Origin of the sequence: Leeuwenhoekiella sp. A16 (assembly GCF_047946675.1) — a bacterium.
Lineage (GTDB): Bacteria > Bacteroidota > Bacteroidia > Flavobacteriales > Flavobacteriaceae > Leeuwenhoekiella.
The window spans coordinates 3,298,067-3,314,959 of the sequence record NZ_CP172313.1 but is presented as its reverse complement, the minus strand read 5'-3'; the positions used below and the strand labels follow the sequence as shown (position 1 = coordinate 3,314,959).

Here is a 16,893-nt window from a genome sequence, read left to right as displayed (position 1 = left end):
AATATAACTTGTTTGCCCGTCTGATTCTTGCAAGTTTAAACGTTAAACCAATTAACTGATTACAGTCTAGAGCGGATGAAGGCATTGATAGTACTTCATTAACTCGCAATCTTGACCAGTAAGTGTGCCGATATTCAAGACCGAGAATTAAGGAAATTCGCCGGCGATGGGATTAAAGCGCAGGACAGGGAAAGCGCAGATACGAATAGAATGTTTGAGCAATTACAGAACGAAAAATAAATACTTATGAATAAGAATATAATATACATCACCATCGCAGTCCTTGTCGGACTGCTTGGTGGTTGGTTGATTTTTGGCGGATCTTCTGATGCATCAATGTCCAATAAGGACGTTTCAGATATGTCCGATAATCAGGACCACTCTACGGAGGGTGAAGAAGAGATGTGGACCTGCTCGATGCATCCACAGATTATGCAGCCCGAACCAGGTGACTGCCCCATTTGCGGGATGGATCTGATTCCGGCAGAATCAAGTGCAGATGGTCTTGCCGCTGACCAGTTTAAAATGACAAAAAATGCAATGGCCTTGGCCAACATCCAAACCAGTATAGTGGGAGATGCAGAAGGGAAAAATGGCAACACTATTTCGCTAACAGGAAAAATAGTCGAAAATGAAGAAGCAAATTCCGTTCAGGCAAGTTACTTTGACGGAAGGATAGAAAGCCTCAATGTAAGTTATGAAGGGCAGGAAGTTCGCAAGGGACAGCTCTTGGCAACCATATATGCCCCCAATCTTGTCGCAGCGCAACAGGAACTCATTACTACGGCATCGCTTAAAGAAAGCCAACCAGCACTTTACAAATCTGTAAGGAATAAATTAAAGCTTTGGAAACTTTCGGAAAGCCAAATCAACACAATTGAAGAGTCAGGAAAAGTACGTGAAAATTTTCCGATTTATGCCACGGTTTCAGGAACAGTTTCTGAAAAAATGGCAGAAGAAGGCGATTACGTAAAACAGGGGCAGCCTATTTTGAAATTAAGCAACCTAAACTCGGTCTGGGCGGCGTTTGACGCCTATGAAAATCAAATTTCCCAATTTAAAATAGGGCAGGAAATTAAAATGACCACCAATGCCTATCCCAATAAGGAATTTGATGCTACTATATCTTTTATTGACCCGGTATTAAACACTCAAACCAGAGTGGTGACGGTAAGAGCTACGATACAAAATAACAACAACCTCTTAAAACCGGGAATGTTTGTTGCTGGGAATATAGAAGGTTTTGGTGTTTCCCAAAAACAGCAGCTTGTCGTTCCGGCATCAGCAGTAATGTGGACTGGAGAGCGTTCGGTGGTTTATGTGAAAACCAATCCTGAGGAACCCGTTTTTGAAATGCGGGAAGTGACCATCGGTAACAGAAATGGGGAAGCATACACGATTACCGAAGGTCTTGAAAATGGCGATGAAATTGTAACCAATGGCACTTTTACTGTAGATGCAGCTGCACAGTTACGCGGTAAAAAATCAATGATGAACCAGAGCAATTCTGCGGAGGAAGAAACGATACCAGAAACGAAGATGAAATTATCACAAGAAACACAGAAAGCTATTAAGAAAAGCTTAAAACCCTATCTGGATATGAAAGATGCTTTTGTAGAAGGAAATATCACCGCTATTTCTGTTTACGCAAAAAAAACACTGGAAGAAATAAAGTCAATTCCCGAAAGTGATTTGGATAAAATGGAACAATCCCATATTTCCAAAATTAAGCGAATGTTAGTGGCTATCAATGAAGCCGATAATATTAAAAATCAAAGGAATCATTTTGTGGTATTGAATCAAAATATAGTTCCTATTGTAATGAATATTCAAAATATCGATCCCGAAATTTTGATACAGAAATGTCCGATGGCCAACAATAATCAAGGTGCGTTTTGGCTGAGTGCAGATAAAGAAATCCGTAATCCCTATTACGGGGAGCAGATGATGACCTGTGGGAGCACAATTGATACCCTTTAACAATTATTCATCCCAAATTAAAGTTAATTAAATCTGTCGAAATTATGATACACATTCTTACAACAGGAGGAACCATTGAGGGCTTGGATTATGAAAAACAAGAAAATAAGCAAAAACAAAGTAATATAACTATTAGAGAACTTATTGAATCCGCCAATGTTTCTTTTCCTTACATCATTGAAAAGGCATTTGCTAAAGATAGCCGATCAATTACCGATGAAGATAGAAATTTTTTGCTAAAAAAAATAAAAGCTTCCAAGGCAGAAAAATTCCTAATTACCCACGGCACTTTTACGATGGAAGATACCGCATTTTACCTTGGCAATAAAGACCTTGAAAAAACTATTGTCCTTGTAGGCTCATTTATTATGGGAGACTCTAAAAATACGGATGCCCCCTTCAATTTGGGTTTTGCAGTCAGTGCATTACAATTTTTAAAGCCGGATGTGTATATCGCTATGAACGGTAGAATTTTTCGATGGAATAATGTCACTAAAAATATAACAACTAACAAATTTATTTCCAAAAATGAATAAACTGAGTGTTTGGAACGTCGATACATTGGACAACTTTTTTCTATCTTTTAATTGATATATTCATTGTACTGTTTGCTCTCTATCAATCATCTAAAAAACTTAAAAACAATTTTTTCAGATTTATAAAACTGGGCTTACTTTTTATAGCCTATAATGGCACAGGTGGATTTTTGCCCATAGAAAATTTTCCTGATCCATTTATTTTTCAATATATCATTACATATGGTGTAGCTATAACACTTTGCCTTTATTTGATATACTACCTATATAAAGAGTATGATATTATAGTAGTTAAGTTTCATTTTTCAATCCAAAACCTTACCATTATAGCAATTGGTAGTTTTGTATTGCTGTTTTTGATCCCTTACTTCTTCACGCACTCATTGAGTTCTGCTAGATTTCTGTTTACCATTCCAATATCCATAATAGCTTTTGTATTTCTTTGGTTTTTTTACCAGAGGATTTCAAATTCGGTTAAACCAAATCCTTTTTTTCTGAGACGGAATAAATTGTCAGTCCTAAGCGTAAGTTGTATCGCGCTGCTTCCAGTTTTAACAGTCATTGGGGATTACCAATGGTTAACATTTACTGTAATGAACTTAGCTTTTTACGCTATTACTGCCATTGAAATAGACAGGTATCTTTACCTGCTTGAGAATAAAAGTAAAATGCATAAAATTTTTGATTGGAACAATAAACAAAACGAATATTCAGCAAAGCATAGAATAATTTATGAAAATTTAACCAGACGGGAAATTGAAGTCGCTTTATCTATTTTAAGCAATAAGACCTACAAAGAAATTTCCAAAGATTTATTTATCGCAGAAAGTACTGTTTCTAAACACGCCTCTAACATCTTCAAGAAAACGGACGTAAAAAATAGACGTCAATTTTTATCTCGTTTCCGTAAAAGTTTCAAGAGATAGACAGAGATATTGTCATATAATTCTCTTTTAAATAATATATCTTATAAATTTCCGTAGGAAAATACGGCATTTCCGTATCTAAATACGCTATAATTCACTTGTATTTTATAGTTCTAAATTTATCTTTAGACAAATTGAAACCTCCTTAAACCTTTTCAAAATGATCTGTAAAATGATTGGTGATGGATTTACAGTTACAAACAGAAATATTACTGGAACAACTGAACGAAATTAAGCTTAAAAACAACAATATTTTGAATAGGGCTTTTCGTTCTATTGAAGTATGCCGTAATTTACTTAGTTCGTTTAAAAGAGAAATCATTGAAAATGACTTTGATTCCTTAGAGCAAGAAATAGACTTCTTTAAAAACATAAAGCAAGTCCCGCTGATACAACTCATTTATTTTTCAGAAATCCATTCTTTGGAAATACAGTTTCCGAAAGCCGATAAAAAAGCCAAGCTTAAGTTCTTGAAAAAGAAAATTGGCAAATTTAACCGTTTCTTTCTTTATAATATTGATTTTGGGCAGTATGTTAATTCCAAAGCTACCCATTTTGATAAGGAATATTATACTCGTGATTATTTAAGCACCTATCATATAACAACCTCAAAGTTCTATTTTCAGGATCCCGAATTTTGTACTCCCAGAGATATGCTTTTAGGTAAATTTAAAGCATACAATTTGTTGGTAATCTATTTGGATGAACGATTATTCAGGCTCAAAAATAATGTGAATGAAAAAAGTATTAAGTCAAATAGCATTCAAAAAATTCCTTGGCCGTTTTCCAATATTGATTGGGTAGAGTTAGTCTATGCTTTAAGTGCTGCCGGAATTACAAAACAAAATGATTTGAGCATTATCAAATTGTCTAATACGCTTCAGAATATATTCGATATTAAACCATCTGAGAAAATCTACAAAACCTATCAGGATATAAAAAACAGAAAAAATAGTAGGACTTTATTTCTGGATTTTCTCAGCACCTCCCTGATTTCTGAAATGAACAAGAGTGAAGAATAATTCTAAAAAGCTGTTAAAAAAAGACCGTACTACGGTTTACATACCGAAATCCTATTTCTTCGCTTTCCTCATTTAATTTGGTGATATTTTAGATTACCTACAATCCTATATAAGGATCAAAACCAATCAAAACGGATTAAAATTCAAGATGTTAAATTTTTACCGTACTACGGTCTTAATAGGGAACAAAAACCAATAATCCATTCCAAATTTGTAGAACGAAAGTCAAATCCTGCGAAGGGCTATCAAATTAGCTTAAAGCAATTTGGTGGCCCTTTTCTTTAAAATCGTTCTATTATGCCAACAAGTATCATTACCACAGACGATCTTCGGGAATTCAAAATGGAATTGCTCGATGACATTAAAAAGCTCCTATCCCGACAAGCAACCGGTGAACTCAAAAAGTACCTGAAATCTTCCGAAGTGATGGAATTGCTTCAAGTGAGTCCGGGAACACTTCAAAACCTTCGTGTCAATGGCACATTGCCCTACACCAAAGTTGGTGGTATCATTTACTACGATGCCGAGGAAATTCAGAACGTGATGAACGCAAACCGTGTGCAGCACGGATTAAATTCTTAGGCGATGAATTACATCAAGCTACTCAATGCGGCTTTTGAAAAATTCTTCTTCGATGATCGCTTGAACCCGACCCATATCAGCCTGTATATGGCCCTGTTCCAAGAATGGAACAGTAGCCGTTTTGCCGATGAGTTTTTTGTGAACCGCCGCGAGCTGATGCGTGTGGCCAAAATAGGTTCGAAATCTACCTATCATCGCTGTGTTACCGACCTGAACTCGTGGAACTACCTATCCTATTTCCCATCCAACAATCCATACAAAGGGAGCAAGATCAAGATGTCCATTATCGGGACAAGTGATGAGCCGGATATGGGACGGTACAGTCCCGAATTGGAACAGCTTGCGGAACACTACCATCCCATTCGTGAACCAGTAGTGTACCAGCACCATCCCATCAACGGAAAAGCTGTGTACCCGCACCGTCCCGTGAGTGGACAAGCATTGGTATCTAATATAAACAATACCAAACAGGTAAACATTAATAAACAACCAAAGGGCAGGCAGGCAGTTTTGGATTTTTTTATTGAAAAAGGTTTTAATGCTGATGAAGGAAAAAAATTCTTTACGCATTATGAAGCCAACCATTGGAAAACAAGTGATGGAAATGCAATCAGGGATTGGCGGGCCTTGGCCACAAATTGGATGGATAGAACCGAATTATTTGCCGAAGAAAACAAACCAAACAAAAGGGGAGCGTCCCAAAATCGGGACAACCTCAAAACCACTAAAACCAAGGATTATGGACAACCCCTCTAAAATAACCGAAGGCGGCGTGGAATATTCGCTGGGCAAATTTGATGGGAAATGTGTGCTATATGATTTCCCGAAAATCCTAACTTATTTGAATGCAAAGGGCAAGCTTCTTTTTGGAAAGAAATTCAAAATCTATGAGGAGGACAAGGATATTTTGCTAAAACTCTGTTCCTACTTCATCAAGGACACGGAAAACTGCCAAAAATATGAGATTGATGTTGAAAAGGGCATTTTACTATCTGGGCCCGTGGGATGCGGCAAAACCAGCTTGATGAAACTTTTACGGCATTTAGTTCCGTTGCAACGCCCCTATGAAATGATTCCTTGTCGGAATGTGGCATTCAGTTTTAACCATCTTGGTTTTAAAACCATCGAGGATTATGGAAATACAAAGTTTTTCTGTTTTGACGATTTGGGCGTAGAACCTGCCGGAAGGTTTTACGGAAAGGATCTGAACGTGATGGGCGAAGTTCTTTTATCTCGATACGAACTTTATCTACAAACCAAACACAAGATCAAAACCCACGCAACAACCAACCTCAATGCAGAGGAACTGGAAGAACGCTATGGCAACCGGGTGCGTAGCCGGATGCGGGAGTTGTTCAATTTAATTGCTTTTCACGAGAAGGCTGGGGATAAAAGGAAGTGAATTTAAGACGGTAATTTTCTTATAAAAACGGTTTATTTGCCTTATTCAGGCTTACTGCCGGACGCAACAAAAACCCCGCCGTAATTGAAACTATCATCCACCTTAAAATCAGATACTTTGGTCTGCAAATATTGCCAAATTGGCCGGTCCACTTCGCCCTTCCCGATCCATTTCACAAAATCGCCCCTCAAACTTGGTTTTTCAAGATACCAGTCCAAAATAACAATCCTTCCCTTCGGTTTTAAGATTGAAATCATATTGTCGATAATGTTCCGCCATTCGGGCAGCCCGGACAAACCAAGATCGCAAAAAACAGCATCAACGGTAATTTTTTCATTGCTATAATCATCAAGCCATTCTTGATCGATTTTGGTAGCGTTGTTCAATTCTGTATCGATATTTGTCCATCCGCTTTTTTCTATTTTTTGCTTTGCTTTATCGAGCATCCCACTTGAAAGATCAATACCGATGATAAGTCCAGAATTGTTCAAATATTCATTAAAATATTTGAAGTTGACCCCTGTTCCGCAGGGCAGGTTCAAAACGGTCTGTCCATTTTTGAGTTCAAGTTCCTCGATGGCATAATTTCTCGCCTTTTTGTTATACCAGTTTGAGATATAATCATAAATGACGGAAAGTTTATCGTAATAACGAATAGCTTTTTCTTGATTTTCTTTCGTTCCGTACATTTGGGTTTTCATTTTACTTTCAGCTGGTAGTGAGTTTATTGCTTAAAGATACTCATTGCCTGTTTTTTAGACCATAAATATGTCTTAGAACTTCTGATAAAAAAGTTTTGAATACTTCTCCAATGCTTTTTACAGCTTCAACAAACAAATCTTTCATAGTTGTATTTTTAAGTAGTTATCCATCCCCAACAAAATAGCCAAAGCAATAGCATTGACATTAGAGGCTTTCAAAAAATAGGCACTTTCATCGCTATTGGTAAGAAACCCCACTTCAACCAAAATAGCTGGACAAAACCCAATTGTTTCCCTAAGCACTTGAAAGTTGGCAAATCTAATCCCCCTGTCCTCAATTTTAAGATGAAGCTTGGCTTCGCACAAAATTTCCGTCCCCAGGGCAATCGATTTTTTAATGTTCGGCTCTGAATCTTCAGAAAAGGAATTCAGGGTATAAACCTCCATTCCTCTGGAATTGTTTGTGGAAGCATTGCAATGCAGGGAAACGAACATACAGGCGTTTAAAGACTTCGCCAATCGGTTCCTGTCTATAAGCGGTATAAATCTGTCATCGTATCGCGTAAGATAAATATCGTATTTGTCTTTTAAAATCATTTTATTCAGCACGCATATTTCTTTTGCAATCCCAAGAACCACATCTTTTTCTTTAATCCCATTTATCCCTATCGCACCGGAATCTTTTCCACCGTGCCCAACATCAATAACAATTCGTTTTTGGGTTACCGGTTCTTGTCCCAAAAAGAAGCACATTTTCAGGAGCAAAAAGCCAAAACTGACGTTTTTGAGCACTTTTTTCATTTTCACTTTTCGAGTTATCAACAAGCTACCTTCCAAAATCCATAGAATTTAATATCAAATAATATCATCCGAATTCAATTGAATACAAATAATATTTTATTCACAAATATTTGATTATCAGTTATTTGTAATCAAATATATGTATTTTTCCCTTAACGAAAATGAATCAAAAATTTAAACTGTTCCGTTATGAAAAAATCAATCTATCTGGCAACTTTTCTCTCGTTGCTCTCAACTTCGCTTTTTGCCCAAATTGGAGGTATCGAAGATTCGGTCGATGATGTTTCCAATACCATTAGAACCATTTTTCCCATAATCTTAGGGGTAATCTTCCTGATCGGTTTCCTTTTCAATGCTGGGCACTTTTTCGGGGAAAACGCTGACCTTAAAAAAGGGATTACCCGTGTACTTGTATTTGTTCTGATTGCCGGGGCGGTCGTGGGCATCTTTACTTACCTAATCGGAATCGTGGTCTAAGCCCCTAAGAGGCATTTTAAAGTAATCAACTGTACTTATGAAAAAGTTCGAGGTATATAAAAACATCAGGAAAGGGGCGGTCATTTTCGGGCTGCCCATATCCCTCTTTGCCCTAATGATGGTTTCCATCCTCGCTTCGCTATTGGTCATCATTTTCTCGTTTAGTTTCGGGATCATCATTGGCGTGTTGGTTCTTAATGCAGCTTTGTATATCGCCTTGACGCAGATAACGAACAATTCACAAATCTTCCAGATGGCGAAAGCCTTCCCAAAAATCATCAGTAACAAACGAAACTCCGGCATCGATTATGAATAAGATTAACCTTTCAGCGTACCGACCCATTGCGGATATTCAGGACAATATCATTTTTGCCAACAATGGCAATGTGGTCTTGTGCTACGAAGGTAGCTTGCCCGAGATCTATTCCCTTTCCGAGAAGGATTTTGAGGATATGCACGGGGCCTGGTTTCAAGCTTTGAAGTCGTTGCCGGTTGGAACGGTTGTGCATAAACAGGATGTTTATCTCAAAAAATCATACACCTCTGACCAACTTTCCAATAAAACCTTTTTGGAAAAGGCAACCCACGAGCATTTTAAAGGGCGCGAATATATGGAGCACCGCTGCTTCTTGTTCTTTATCCTAACCAAGAACAAAGTGCTCAACAATGCCAAATATGTCAATCCCTTCCGAAAGGTTTCCAAGGGCATTATCCGGGAACTCGATGATACCGTGCAACGCTTTATCGGCTCGGTAAGCGATTCTGTCTCCTTTATCAACAATAGCCGTAAAATGGAGTTTACTCCACTTGATGCGGATGCAATCCAAAATTTGACCAATGGCTATTTTAACGGATTCAATGAAGGCTTTGATACCGATATTTTACTTGAACCTGCCCGCCGGGGCGGGAAGAAAAACGTCAATATAGGCGAAAACTATTTTGATGCCCTGGCCATCAACAGCGAACTGTGCTTTGGGGAAAGTGTACAGAGCAGCAAGACCAATGAGAAATTCACTTCTGACGATTTTGTGTTTCATCAAGGGTTTATTGATGGGCTGGGGCTTACGCTTAACGAGAACCATATCGTAAACCAAATCCTGTATCTGGACGACAAACAGAAGTGGCGCAAACTGCTCGATAAGAAGGTCGAAGAACTAAACAAAAGTTCCAACTTTGGTTCGCAGAACAAAGTGGTACTTGGAAAAATCAAACATATCCTTGACCAGATCAATGCCGATGACAATGCGCGGATTATCCGTGGCCATCTGAACATCGTTTTTTGGGATAAGCACCCTGCTAATCTTGGCCGTATCGGTTCCAAGATCAAGACCGAGTTCAAGGAACTGGACATTATCCCATATTATCCAAGGGGGGAGGAACGAAAAAATTATATTCTGAACAGCTACTGCTGTTTTTCTTCCAATTTCTCGAACAACGATTTGTATGTAACTGATTTGAAACACGCGCTATGCCTGTTCATCAACAATACCAACTACAAGTCGGATACTACTGGGATCATCTTTAACGACAGGGAACATAACATTCCGGTTCTCAAAGATGTATGGGATGAGCACAAGAAACGCATCAAGGCACGAAACTTTGCCATATTCGCACCGACCGGTGAGGGCAAATCTTTTTTGGCCAATAATATTCTGCGCCAATATTTTGAAAGTGGCGTTCGCCTGGTGATCATCGACCTTGGTGGATCCTACACCAAGTTTGCAAAACTCTATCCAGAAAAGTACACGGTACTTCGCTACGAAAGTGGCAAGAACCTCGGTATCAACCCATTTTACATCAGCAACCACAATGATCTCACTCCTGAACGGCTCGAAGACCTATCGGTGTTCCTTTTTGAATTGTTTGCTTCCGATTTGAAAGTAACCAAGGCACAATCGGTTTCCGTCAAGAAAATACTGCGCCACTATTACAATAGCGTACCAGAAAATCACTCCTTGGATGGTTTTTATCATTTTATCGAGCGTAACCAAAAAGACCTTTTGGGTCAACTTAAAATCCATCCTGACTACTTCAATGTTACGGGCTTTCTGCACGTAATGTCGGAGTATGTTGGTGATGGTCTATACAGCTTCCTTTTTGAAGTAAGCGAAGACCAGACCTATAAGATCGAGGATAAACGCCTTATCGTTTTTGAACTGGACGAAGTAAAGGACAATAAGGAAATCCTGTCCGTAATGTTGAAGCTGATTAAGTCTGCAATTCAACGAACCATTTGGAAGAACCGCGCCGAAAAAGGAATTATCCTTTTTGATGAGTTCGCCAAACAACTAAAGTTCGAAAACGTACTGGAAAGCGTGGAATTCTACTATCAGGCGATCCGTAAGCAGAATGGGGCTATTGGGATTATCCTTCAATCCATAAATCAGCTTCCGAACAACTCTACTTCGGCAAGCATACTGGAAAATACGCAAGTCATCTATAGCCTAAACAACGAGAAAGGCTATGGGGAACTGGTCAAGCGGCTCAACCTTTCGACCCACGATCTGAACCAGTTAAAATCCATCAAGAACAATCTTTCCGGGCCACGCAAGTACACGGAAATGTTTATCAAAATCGGTAAGGAAAGCAACATCTTCCGGCTTGAAGTTCCGAAAGAAGTCTATGCGGCTTATTTGACCGATGGGCACGAAAACGAGGTCATAATGGACATTTACAAAAAAACACAAAATATGGAACGAGCCATCAAAGAATTCACCTCTAAAACATAATATTATGAAGACAAAAATCTTAATCATCGTAACGGCATTCATCTTTTTACTGCCTGCACGTGCTGCCTGTCAAGGAATGCCGGTGTATGACAATACCAACTTTATCAGTCTGGTAAAGTCATTAGTAGAATCGGCAAAGCAGACGAGCCAACTTATCAAATCCGTAAAATTTCTGAAAGATGCCAAGGAAAGCATCGAGAAAGTTTCTAACGTGGTTAGACAGCTCAAAGCTGTACAGGAGATCGCAGATAACAATCAGCGTCTTATTCAGGTAATGCAAAATGATTTGCAGGATATTTTGAACTCGCCTTATATCAAACCCGAAGAAATTGCCCGAGTTACCGAATCATTTGAAGGCATCGTCCAAAATTCACTGGATACAATGGACTTCATTGATGAAGTTCTATCCAGCGATTATCTGAAAATGAGCGATGCTGAACGTGCCGAAGTACTGAAAATGAAAGAGCAGGAATCAAATGAAATGGTTTTCAACATTACTACGAAAACGAAACGCTATCGTGACATAATTTCCTTCAGAAAAATGCAGGATAAGATCAATAACCGGGAAACAGAATATTGATTATGACCGCGGCAATCATCTTAGGGATCGGTCTGGAATACGTTGATACGGTTTTTCAGACCATACAGAATAGCAGTTTCTCACAAAATACCATTGCGGGAATGAAAACCCTTGCGGTTCTTTTCTTCCTAATCAACATCCTCAAAAAATACAATGAGGGCGTTGCAGATCAGGGTGGTTATACCTGGGGATTGAGCCCAGGAGAACTGATCAAAAATTTTGCGGTCGTTCTTCTGGTCATTTTTTCCACACAGGTACTGGGCTTTTTTGACGGTATCTTGGTGGCCATTGAGGGACAATATCGGGGAACCGCTCCGGCTTTGTTGCCCTTGCAGATGCAGGATATTCCCATTGAAGAGGAAGTCAACATCATAAAAGCAGCTCAGGCCGCGATGTCCTTGCTCTATGAAGCCTTGGTTACACCACTGTTTGGGTTTAAAATATTTGCTTTCATCGTAAGCACGATCCTGTGGATTCTCGACCTGTTTATTTATCCGCTGTTCTTGGCCGAACGTTTCTTCTTGTTGGGGATAATGCAGGCGTTCTTTCCTTTGGTCATCAGTCTTGCCGTGTTCGAAAAATTTAGGTCATTGGCCTATAACTTTTTTAAACTCTACGCAGCGGTCTATATGCTTGTTCCCGCGTTCTTCTTGGTCAATGTATTCGTCAATGCGCTCTATACCGAGATCAATACCAACTTCTGGACAAATTTGTTCGGAACGGATGTGGGCAGCGGCTTTTTTGCCCCGGTCGTACAGCTCGGTTCTGTGGGGTTTATCGTCTTCCTAAAGTTCAAGCTGTACCGGCGCGCTACATCATTTACCCTGAAATTATTTACTGCCTAAAAAAGATACAATGAAAACACCCTATAAAAATATCTACTCCGTCCTTAGAATAAACCGGTTCATCGTCTTGGCTGTTGTCATCTGTTCCGCCTTGTCCAGCTTTTTTGCCGTTTGGATGGTATTCAACATCAATAAAAAAGCCCTGAACAACGCTTTTGCCATCAATACCGATGGAAGCATCATCCCGTTGAAGCTCGTTACCCAAAAAGAAAACTTTAAGGTGGAAGCCTTGGCCCACTTGGAGCTCTTTCACAATTACTTCTATAACATCGATGCAAGCAATTATGAAAAGAACTTGGAAAAGGCGCTATGGCTTGGAAACAGTTCCGTGGACAACCTCTATAGGCAAAAAAAGGCAGACGGGGTTTACAACCGTCTCTTGCAGTATTCCCTTGTCCAAAAGGTATTGAGCATCGATTCCCAAATCGATGAAAATAATGGGGTTTACAGTTTCAGAACGGTTACCATTTTTGAGATCAACCGAGGGTCGATTGTTGATACGTATGAATTGACCTCCACCGGAAACCTCATTGCTGTTGATCGGAACTTTCCAAACAATCCACACGGATTGCTAATCACCGATTATTTCGAAAAGTCCCTTAAAAAACTAAACGATGAAAATTGACAGCCCATAACCTGCTCGACAGTCAGGCGGGTGGGCATTTAAAAACCAATGATTATGAAGATCGAAAAGAACAAAACAGTATTTGCGGCCGTCTTGGCTGTGATATTCCTATTCCTGATTTCCTATTCCATAATGGTAATGGGTGAAGACCAAAGCGGGAACGAGAACCTTAAAGAAACTTCGGTTCCTGCATTGGAAGAGGATCAAAAGGAATACGATTCCAAACTGGATGCCATCAATGATTTAAAGGAAGTACGCGAAACCAACGCCCCGAGCATCTATGATGAAAAGTTGATCGACTCCCTAGGTTTTTATGATGCGGATTTACCCGAAAAAGAAAAGGAGCGCATTGTGGATAGTATTTACTCCGCAGGGAAAATCAGGTATTCCGAAAAAAATTATCGGAATATTGGCGTTAAAAAAACTGTTACCAAGGTCGCAAAAACAGTTGATTCCGCAGCAATAAAGGCCGAGCAAAAAATTGATGCCAAGGAAATGGGGCTGGAACACCAGTTGTTCTTTGCCTCTGACCCACAGGAAAATGCTGTTTCCGTTTCCGGTACAACGGATGCCGCTATTTATGCGGCTGTGGATGGCGATCAAGTCGTCAAGACCAATTCGCGGTTGCGGATGCGCCTGACCAAAGCGGCTACCATTAATCGTAAACAAATTCCGAAAAACACACCGATTTACGGTTTTATCAGTTTTGGGCCCAATCGGGTTTTGATCGAGATCGAGAATATCAAAAATCAGCCCACAAAACTGAAAGCCTTCGACCTACAGGACGGTAGTGAAGGGGTTTATGTGGAAAACAACTTTCGCGCACAGGTTTCCACCGAGGTCATTGGCGATATGGTGGACGATATCAATATCGCCGGAGTGCCACAGATAAGTGGGTTCAAAAAGATATTCCAGCGCAACAACCGAAATGTAAAGGTTACCATACTCAACAACTACAAACTAATCCTAAAACCTAAGCTATGAAAACCTATATCCTATTCCTTATATTTATTTTGGTCGTTGGCGAAGTTTCTGCGCAAACAATCAAATCACTTGACACCATTTATGCAAATGACCAAAAGAACGTTGCCCTGTTCTTCCCGGAACCCATCCGCCAAGGGATCACGGGATCGGACAATTTTGTGTTTACCTATAACCGCGAGAAAGAACAGTATTTTGGACTGCTCCAGGCAAAGCCGGGAAAGGAAAGTAATCTTCTGGTGGTCAACAGAAATGGTTCGGTTTTTTCGTATATTGTAAAGTATAAGAAACAACTTGACAGACTGAACTATTTTATACCGAAGTCTAAAAGCATCGGTAATGAAAAGCCTATTGTTGTTGATTCTGCTAAGGTCTATAAGTCCAAGATAAAGTTAGGAAACGAGATCTATTATTACCAAAAATTTTGTTCCTACTTACTTGATCGAAAGCAAAGGATTGGCCGGATAAAAAAACGGAACGAGGGCATCGTTTTAAGTGTTGAAAACATTGTTTTCGACAAGGAAGAGCTTTACTTCGTGATCCAGATTGAAAATAAATCTACCTTGGATTACGATTTGAATTTTTTGAATTTGTCCGTTGAAACGAGGAAAAAGGGTAAGAAGAAATCCTTGCAACGCCTTTATCAAGAGCCGATTTTTAAATATAACCTGCCCTCAAAAATAGTCGAAAACGAAACTGTAAGATTGGTTTATGTGCTGCCTAAGTTTTCTATAAGCAATGACCGCAGGGCGGTTTTAGAGCTCAATGAAAAGAACGGGGAAAGGAACTTAAAGTTAAAAATATCGCATAGATTTATCAATAATCCAAATTAGAATCGTTATGAAAAATATCGCTATATACTCCGTAGTTTTTCTGTTCTTGGCCTGTGCCGGGAAACAAGACCTTTCGCCCAGCAAAACTTCAAAAATCGTGGTGGAAAGTTTTTACAACAATGATAATACGACCCTAAAAAAGCATACCACTACAGAAGGTTATGAGGGTCTTAAATCGATACAGGATCTGATGACCGCAGGGAAGTCCGGGGATTCCAATTTTAAAGTGTTGGAAGAAACTGCCGATGATAAGATTGCTTGGGTCAGGTTTACAACGTCCTATGAAGAAAATCCTGAATTATTCAAGCTGCTCAAAGTCGATGGCCAATGGAAAGTTACACAACAAGGCCCAAGGGAGAAAGGGCCTTTTTAAATTGAAAATTTATAATTCTTTATCGATTTCTTCATTGATAGAATTAGAATATGCCTGTAAGTCTATAGCTGCAACTGTACCTATTGATTGTTGTAGATAACGGGTCAATTGTAAGAAAAATGAAACCAGTGAGTTTTCAGACTTACTGAAATGTATTTCTTTTAATTTTTTGATCAGAGCTTTGAAGTCCTGATTATCGGCAAAATTCAGTAAAGTTTTATAAACTTCTAAATTTCTATCCTCGCAAACTCTTAAAAATATAGTGCTATTTATGTAAGACTGAACGATATCATTCAACTCTGAAACGGAAAGTTTAGGCTTAAGAAAGTATATTTCTTTGCCTAAAATAATTCGCCATTCATTAATTTGTTTAAGAAATAAGTCATCAACACTTGAAAGCCTCAACTGCTGTTCAATTTCCCGCCAAGTATCATCAAACTGTCCTGTATAGACTGATTGATGTCCTAACTGTTCCAGTATATCGTCAAATGCAGCTTCGTATTCGGTGTAGTGATAGAGACTTATACGTGATTTTGCAACGTTATCGTAAACTTCAACTTTTTGAGAACAGTCGTAAATTGCTAAGTATTCAAAATTTGATAAAACTGATATTTTTAGTTTTGCTGTAAAACCATATCTACGGATTTGTTTTGCCGGCTCATTATCAATATCAATTTTTACATTCGGTTTTTTGGCCTCTAAAAAGAATTTTCGCTCAGCAAATAACCGGAATGTATAATCAGGTTTTTTGGTGTTAGAAGTAACATCTGCTTTTAAACCTTCTTCAACCAACACTTCACGTTCGTTGGTAGGTTTTCCTGATAAATTTTTTATATCCCAACCAAGCAATTCAAAGAATGGATCAAGGAAATCTATTCGCAGCTGGGTTTCGTTGTAATCTGTTTTCAGATAGGCTTCCCGATTCGAATGATATTTTTTTACAAGGTCTTTAATATTCATATTTACTTTAAATCCAGTGAACCCTGTTTAAGATTCTTATTTTTTAAATAATGTATTTTTTCTTCCGCTACTTTCAAAATTTCTTGTGTATTCTCTTCTTCAAGTATTTGATATGCTACCATATCGCTGAAAAGAATCACCCCTAAAACTTTTTCATCAACATTGAATAGCTCAGAGAGAGCTGGAAGCATATCTTTGTTTGCGGAACGTTCCCCACGTTCAATTTTACTAAGAGTTGAAGGATCGATATCTAATTTTGATGCAACCTTCCTAATTGGAAGGTTGTGCTCCTCCCTTAAAGTTCTCAAATAATCCCCAAATGCTTGTTTCGTATTCATTTTGTATTTTTCTTGAATATTTTTTCAGGACAATAATTGTCCAAATATATAGATTATTTTTGAATTTATCTTTAACATTTTCAGAAAAATCACTAATTGTTAGAAAGATTATCCTTGGCTTCCTGTTTACATTATTTTAAAAGTTGGCAGTTATCACTAATTTGAAAATAAATTCGTGGCGCAATGAGTCCAGAACTGAAAA

Annotated in this window: 20 protein-coding genes; 16 read left to right on the top strand and 4 right to left on the bottom strand. The window is 38.7% G+C overall.

Going from position 1 to position 16,893, the window contains the following annotated elements; all coding sequences use genetic code 11:
• Nucleotides 1–246: 246 nt before the first annotated feature.
• The 7 genes from ACH3O9_RS14500 (at nt 247) to ACH3O9_RS14470 (ending at nt 6,448) form a co-directional block, all read left to right on the top strand.
• Complete coding sequence (locus ACH3O9_RS14500; RefSeq protein WP_416441668.1) at nt 247–1,980, top strand: efflux RND transporter periplasmic adaptor subunit; 1,734 nt, start codon at nt 247–249, stop codon at nt 1,978–1,980.
• 44 nt (nt 1,981–2,024) lie between these two features.
• Entirely contained in the window at nt 2,025–2,516 is a 492-nt protein-coding gene (locus ACH3O9_RS14495) for an asparaginase domain-containing protein (protein ID WP_277899732.1), read from the top strand.
• A 5-nt stretch (nt 2,517–2,521) separates the two neighbouring features.
• Nucleotides 2,522–3,442 carry a helix-turn-helix transcriptional regulator gene (locus ACH3O9_RS14490; RefSeq protein WP_277899731.1) on the top strand — a complete coding sequence of 307 codons (921 nt, stop codon included), beginning with the start codon at nt 2,522–2,524 and terminating at the stop codon, nt 3,440–3,442.
• 182 nt (nt 3,443–3,624) lie between these two features.
• The gene (locus tag ACH3O9_RS14485; RefSeq protein ID WP_416441666.1) at nt 3,625–4,464 is read left to right on the top strand and encodes an RteC domain-containing protein; all 840 of its coding nucleotides are present in this window, start codon (nt 3,625–3,627) and stop codon (nt 4,462–4,464) included.
• Nucleotides 4,465–4,761: 297 nt separating this feature from the next.
• On the top strand, nt 4,762–5,046 hold the full coding sequence (locus ACH3O9_RS14480; protein WP_416441664.1) for a helix-turn-helix domain-containing protein: 285 nt from the start codon (nt 4,762–4,764) through the stop codon (nt 5,044–5,046).
• A 3-nt stretch (nt 5,047–5,049) separates the two neighbouring features.
• Nucleotides 5,050–5,802: a hypothetical protein gene (locus ACH3O9_RS14475; protein WP_416441662.1), complete on the top strand. Its 753-nt coding sequence runs from the start codon at nt 5,050–5,052 to the stop codon at nt 5,800–5,802.
• Entirely contained in the window at nt 5,786–6,448 is a 663-nt protein-coding gene (locus ACH3O9_RS14470) for an ATPase (RefSeq protein ID WP_416441660.1), read from the top strand. The genes ACH3O9_RS14475 and ACH3O9_RS14470 overlap by 17 nt, the downstream gene beginning before the upstream one ends.
• Nucleotides 6,449–6,489: 41 nt before the next feature.
• Here ACH3O9_RS14470 and ACH3O9_RS14465 read toward each other — a convergent pair whose 3' ends face one another.
• Nucleotides 6,490–7,149: a class I SAM-dependent methyltransferase gene (locus ACH3O9_RS14465; RefSeq protein WP_416441658.1), complete on the bottom strand. Its 660-nt coding sequence runs from the start codon at nt 7,147–7,149 to the stop codon at nt 6,490–6,492.
• Between the two features lie 141 nt (nt 7,150–7,290).
• Nucleotides 7,291–7,950: an N-acetylmuramoyl-L-alanine amidase family protein gene (locus tag ACH3O9_RS14460; RefSeq protein WP_416441656.1), complete on the bottom strand. Its 660-nt coding sequence runs from the start codon at nt 7,948–7,950 to the stop codon at nt 7,291–7,293.
• Between the two features lie 189 nt (nt 7,951–8,139).
• Here ACH3O9_RS14460 and ACH3O9_RS14455 point away from each other — a divergent pair, with 189 nt between their 5' ends.
• From ACH3O9_RS14455 to ACH3O9_RS14415, 9 genes are read left to right on the top strand one after another with little or no spacing between them, the layout of a single operon-like run.
• Nucleotides 8,140–8,427 carry a hypothetical protein gene (locus ACH3O9_RS14455; protein ID WP_031428457.1) on the top strand — a complete coding sequence of 96 codons (288 nt, stop codon included), beginning with the start codon at nt 8,140–8,142 and terminating at the stop codon, nt 8,425–8,427.
• Between the two features lie 37 nt (nt 8,428–8,464).
• Nucleotides 8,465–8,743, top strand: a complete 279-nt coding sequence (locus tag ACH3O9_RS14450) for a hypothetical protein (protein WP_416441654.1) — start codon at nt 8,465–8,467, stop codon at nt 8,741–8,743.
• Nucleotides 8,736–11,156, top strand: a complete 2,421-nt coding sequence (locus ACH3O9_RS14445) for a TraG family conjugative transposon ATPase (RefSeq protein WP_416441652.1) — start codon at nt 8,736–8,738, stop codon at nt 11,154–11,156. Before ACH3O9_RS14450 ends, ACH3O9_RS14445 begins: the two co-directional genes overlap by 8 nt.
• Nucleotides 11,157–11,160: 4 nt before the next feature.
• Entirely contained in the window at nt 11,161–11,736 is a 576-nt protein-coding gene (locus ACH3O9_RS14440; RefSeq protein ID WP_416441650.1) for a conjugal transfer protein, read from the top strand.
• 2 nt (nt 11,737–11,738) lie between these two features.
• Entirely contained in the window at nt 11,739–12,581 is an 843-nt protein-coding gene (locus ACH3O9_RS14435) for a hypothetical protein (protein WP_416441648.1), read from the top strand.
• A gap of 10 nt (nt 12,582–12,591) precedes the next feature.
• On the top strand, nt 12,592–13,206 hold the full coding sequence (locus ACH3O9_RS14430; RefSeq protein WP_416441646.1) for a conjugal transfer protein TraK: 615 nt from the start codon (nt 12,592–12,594) through the stop codon (nt 13,204–13,206).
• A 54-nt stretch (nt 13,207–13,260) separates the two neighbouring features.
• Complete coding sequence (gene traM, locus ACH3O9_RS14425; protein ID WP_416441644.1) at nt 13,261–14,190, top strand: conjugative transposon protein TraM; 930 nt, start codon at nt 13,261–13,263, stop codon at nt 14,188–14,190.
• Complete coding sequence (locus ACH3O9_RS14420) at nt 14,187–15,020, top strand: DUF4138 domain-containing protein (RefSeq protein ID WP_416441642.1); 834 nt, start codon at nt 14,187–14,189, stop codon at nt 15,018–15,020. The genes traM and ACH3O9_RS14420 overlap by 4 nt, the downstream gene beginning before the upstream one ends.
• Before the next feature lie 7 nt (nt 15,021–15,027).
• Nucleotides 15,028–15,393 (top strand): hypothetical protein, encoded by a 366-nt coding sequence (locus tag ACH3O9_RS14415; protein WP_416441640.1) that lies wholly within the window; start codon nt 15,028–15,030, stop codon nt 15,391–15,393.
• A 9-nt stretch (nt 15,394–15,402) separates the two neighbouring features.
• Here ACH3O9_RS14415 and ACH3O9_RS14410 read toward each other — a convergent pair whose 3' ends face one another.
• Together ACH3O9_RS14410 and ACH3O9_RS14405 are read right to left on the bottom strand one after the other, a co-directional pair.
• A complete protein-coding gene (locus ACH3O9_RS14410) occupies nt 15,403–16,353 on the bottom strand; it encodes a hypothetical protein (protein ID WP_416441638.1) in 951 nt (316 codons plus the stop codon).
• Between the two features lie 2 nt (nt 16,354–16,355).
• Entirely contained in the window at nt 16,356–16,691 is a 336-nt protein-coding gene (locus ACH3O9_RS14405; RefSeq protein ID WP_416441636.1) for a helix-turn-helix domain-containing protein, read from the bottom strand.
• Nucleotides 16,692–16,893: the final 202 nt, after the last annotated feature.

Bases quoted from the DNA above. Each gene is read 5' to 3' on its own strand.
- ACH3O9_RS14485 (WP_416441666.1), top strand. From the start codon at position 3,625: ATGGATTTACAGTTACAAACAGAAATATTACTGGAACAACTGAACGAA.
- ACH3O9_RS14475 (WP_416441662.1), top strand. From the start codon at position 5,050: ATGAATTACATCAAGCTACTCAATGCGGCTTTTGAAAAATTCTTCTTC.
- ACH3O9_RS14410 (WP_416441638.1), bottom strand. From the start codon at position 16,353: ATGAATATTAAAGACCTTGTAAAAAAATATCATTCGAATCGGGAAGCC.
- ACH3O9_RS14445 (WP_416441652.1), top strand. From the start codon at position 8,736: ATGAATAAGATTAACCTTTCAGCGTACCGACCCATTGCGGATATTCAG.
- ACH3O9_RS14460 (WP_416441656.1), bottom strand. From the start codon at position 7,950: ATGAAAAAAGTGCTCAAAAACGTCAGTTTTGGCTTTTTGCTCCTGAAA.
- ACH3O9_RS14440 (WP_416441650.1), top strand. From the start codon at position 11,161: ATGAAGACAAAAATCTTAATCATCGTAACGGCATTCATCTTTTTACTG.
- ACH3O9_RS14465 (WP_416441658.1), bottom strand. From the start codon at position 7,149: ATGAAAACCCAAATGTACGGAACGAAAGAAAATCAAGAAAAAGCTATT.
- ACH3O9_RS14455 (WP_031428457.1), top strand. From the start codon at position 8,140: ATGAAAAAATCAATCTATCTGGCAACTTTTCTCTCGTTGCTCTCAACT.
- ACH3O9_RS14420 (WP_416441642.1), top strand. From the start codon at position 14,187: ATGAAAACCTATATCCTATTCCTTATATTTATTTTGGTCGTTGGCGAA.
- ACH3O9_RS14480 (WP_416441664.1), top strand. From the start codon at position 4,762: ATGCCAACAAGTATCATTACCACAGACGATCTTCGGGAATTCAAAATG.
- ACH3O9_RS14500 (WP_416441668.1), top strand. From the start codon at position 247: ATGAATAAGAATATAATATACATCACCATCGCAGTCCTTGTCGGACTG.
- ACH3O9_RS14435 (WP_416441648.1), top strand. From the start codon at position 11,739: ATGACCGCGGCAATCATCTTAGGGATCGGTCTGGAATACGTTGATACG.
- ACH3O9_RS14470 (WP_416441660.1), top strand. From the start codon at position 5,786: ATGGACAACCCCTCTAAAATAACCGAAGGCGGCGTGGAATATTCGCTG.
- ACH3O9_RS14495 (WP_277899732.1), top strand. From the start codon at position 2,025: ATGATACACATTCTTACAACAGGAGGAACCATTGAGGGCTTGGATTAT.
- ACH3O9_RS14430 (WP_416441646.1), top strand. From the start codon at position 12,592: ATGAAAACACCCTATAAAAATATCTACTCCGTCCTTAGAATAAACCGG.
- ACH3O9_RS14415 (WP_416441640.1), top strand. From the start codon at position 15,028: ATGAAAAATATCGCTATATACTCCGTAGTTTTTCTGTTCTTGGCCTGT.
- ACH3O9_RS14405 (WP_416441636.1), bottom strand. From the start codon at position 16,691: ATGAATACGAAACAAGCATTTGGGGATTATTTGAGAACTTTAAGGGAG.
- traM (WP_416441644.1), top strand. From the start codon at position 13,261: ATGAAGATCGAAAAGAACAAAACAGTATTTGCGGCCGTCTTGGCTGTG.
- ACH3O9_RS14450 (WP_416441654.1), top strand. From the start codon at position 8,465: ATGAAAAAGTTCGAGGTATATAAAAACATCAGGAAAGGGGCGGTCATT.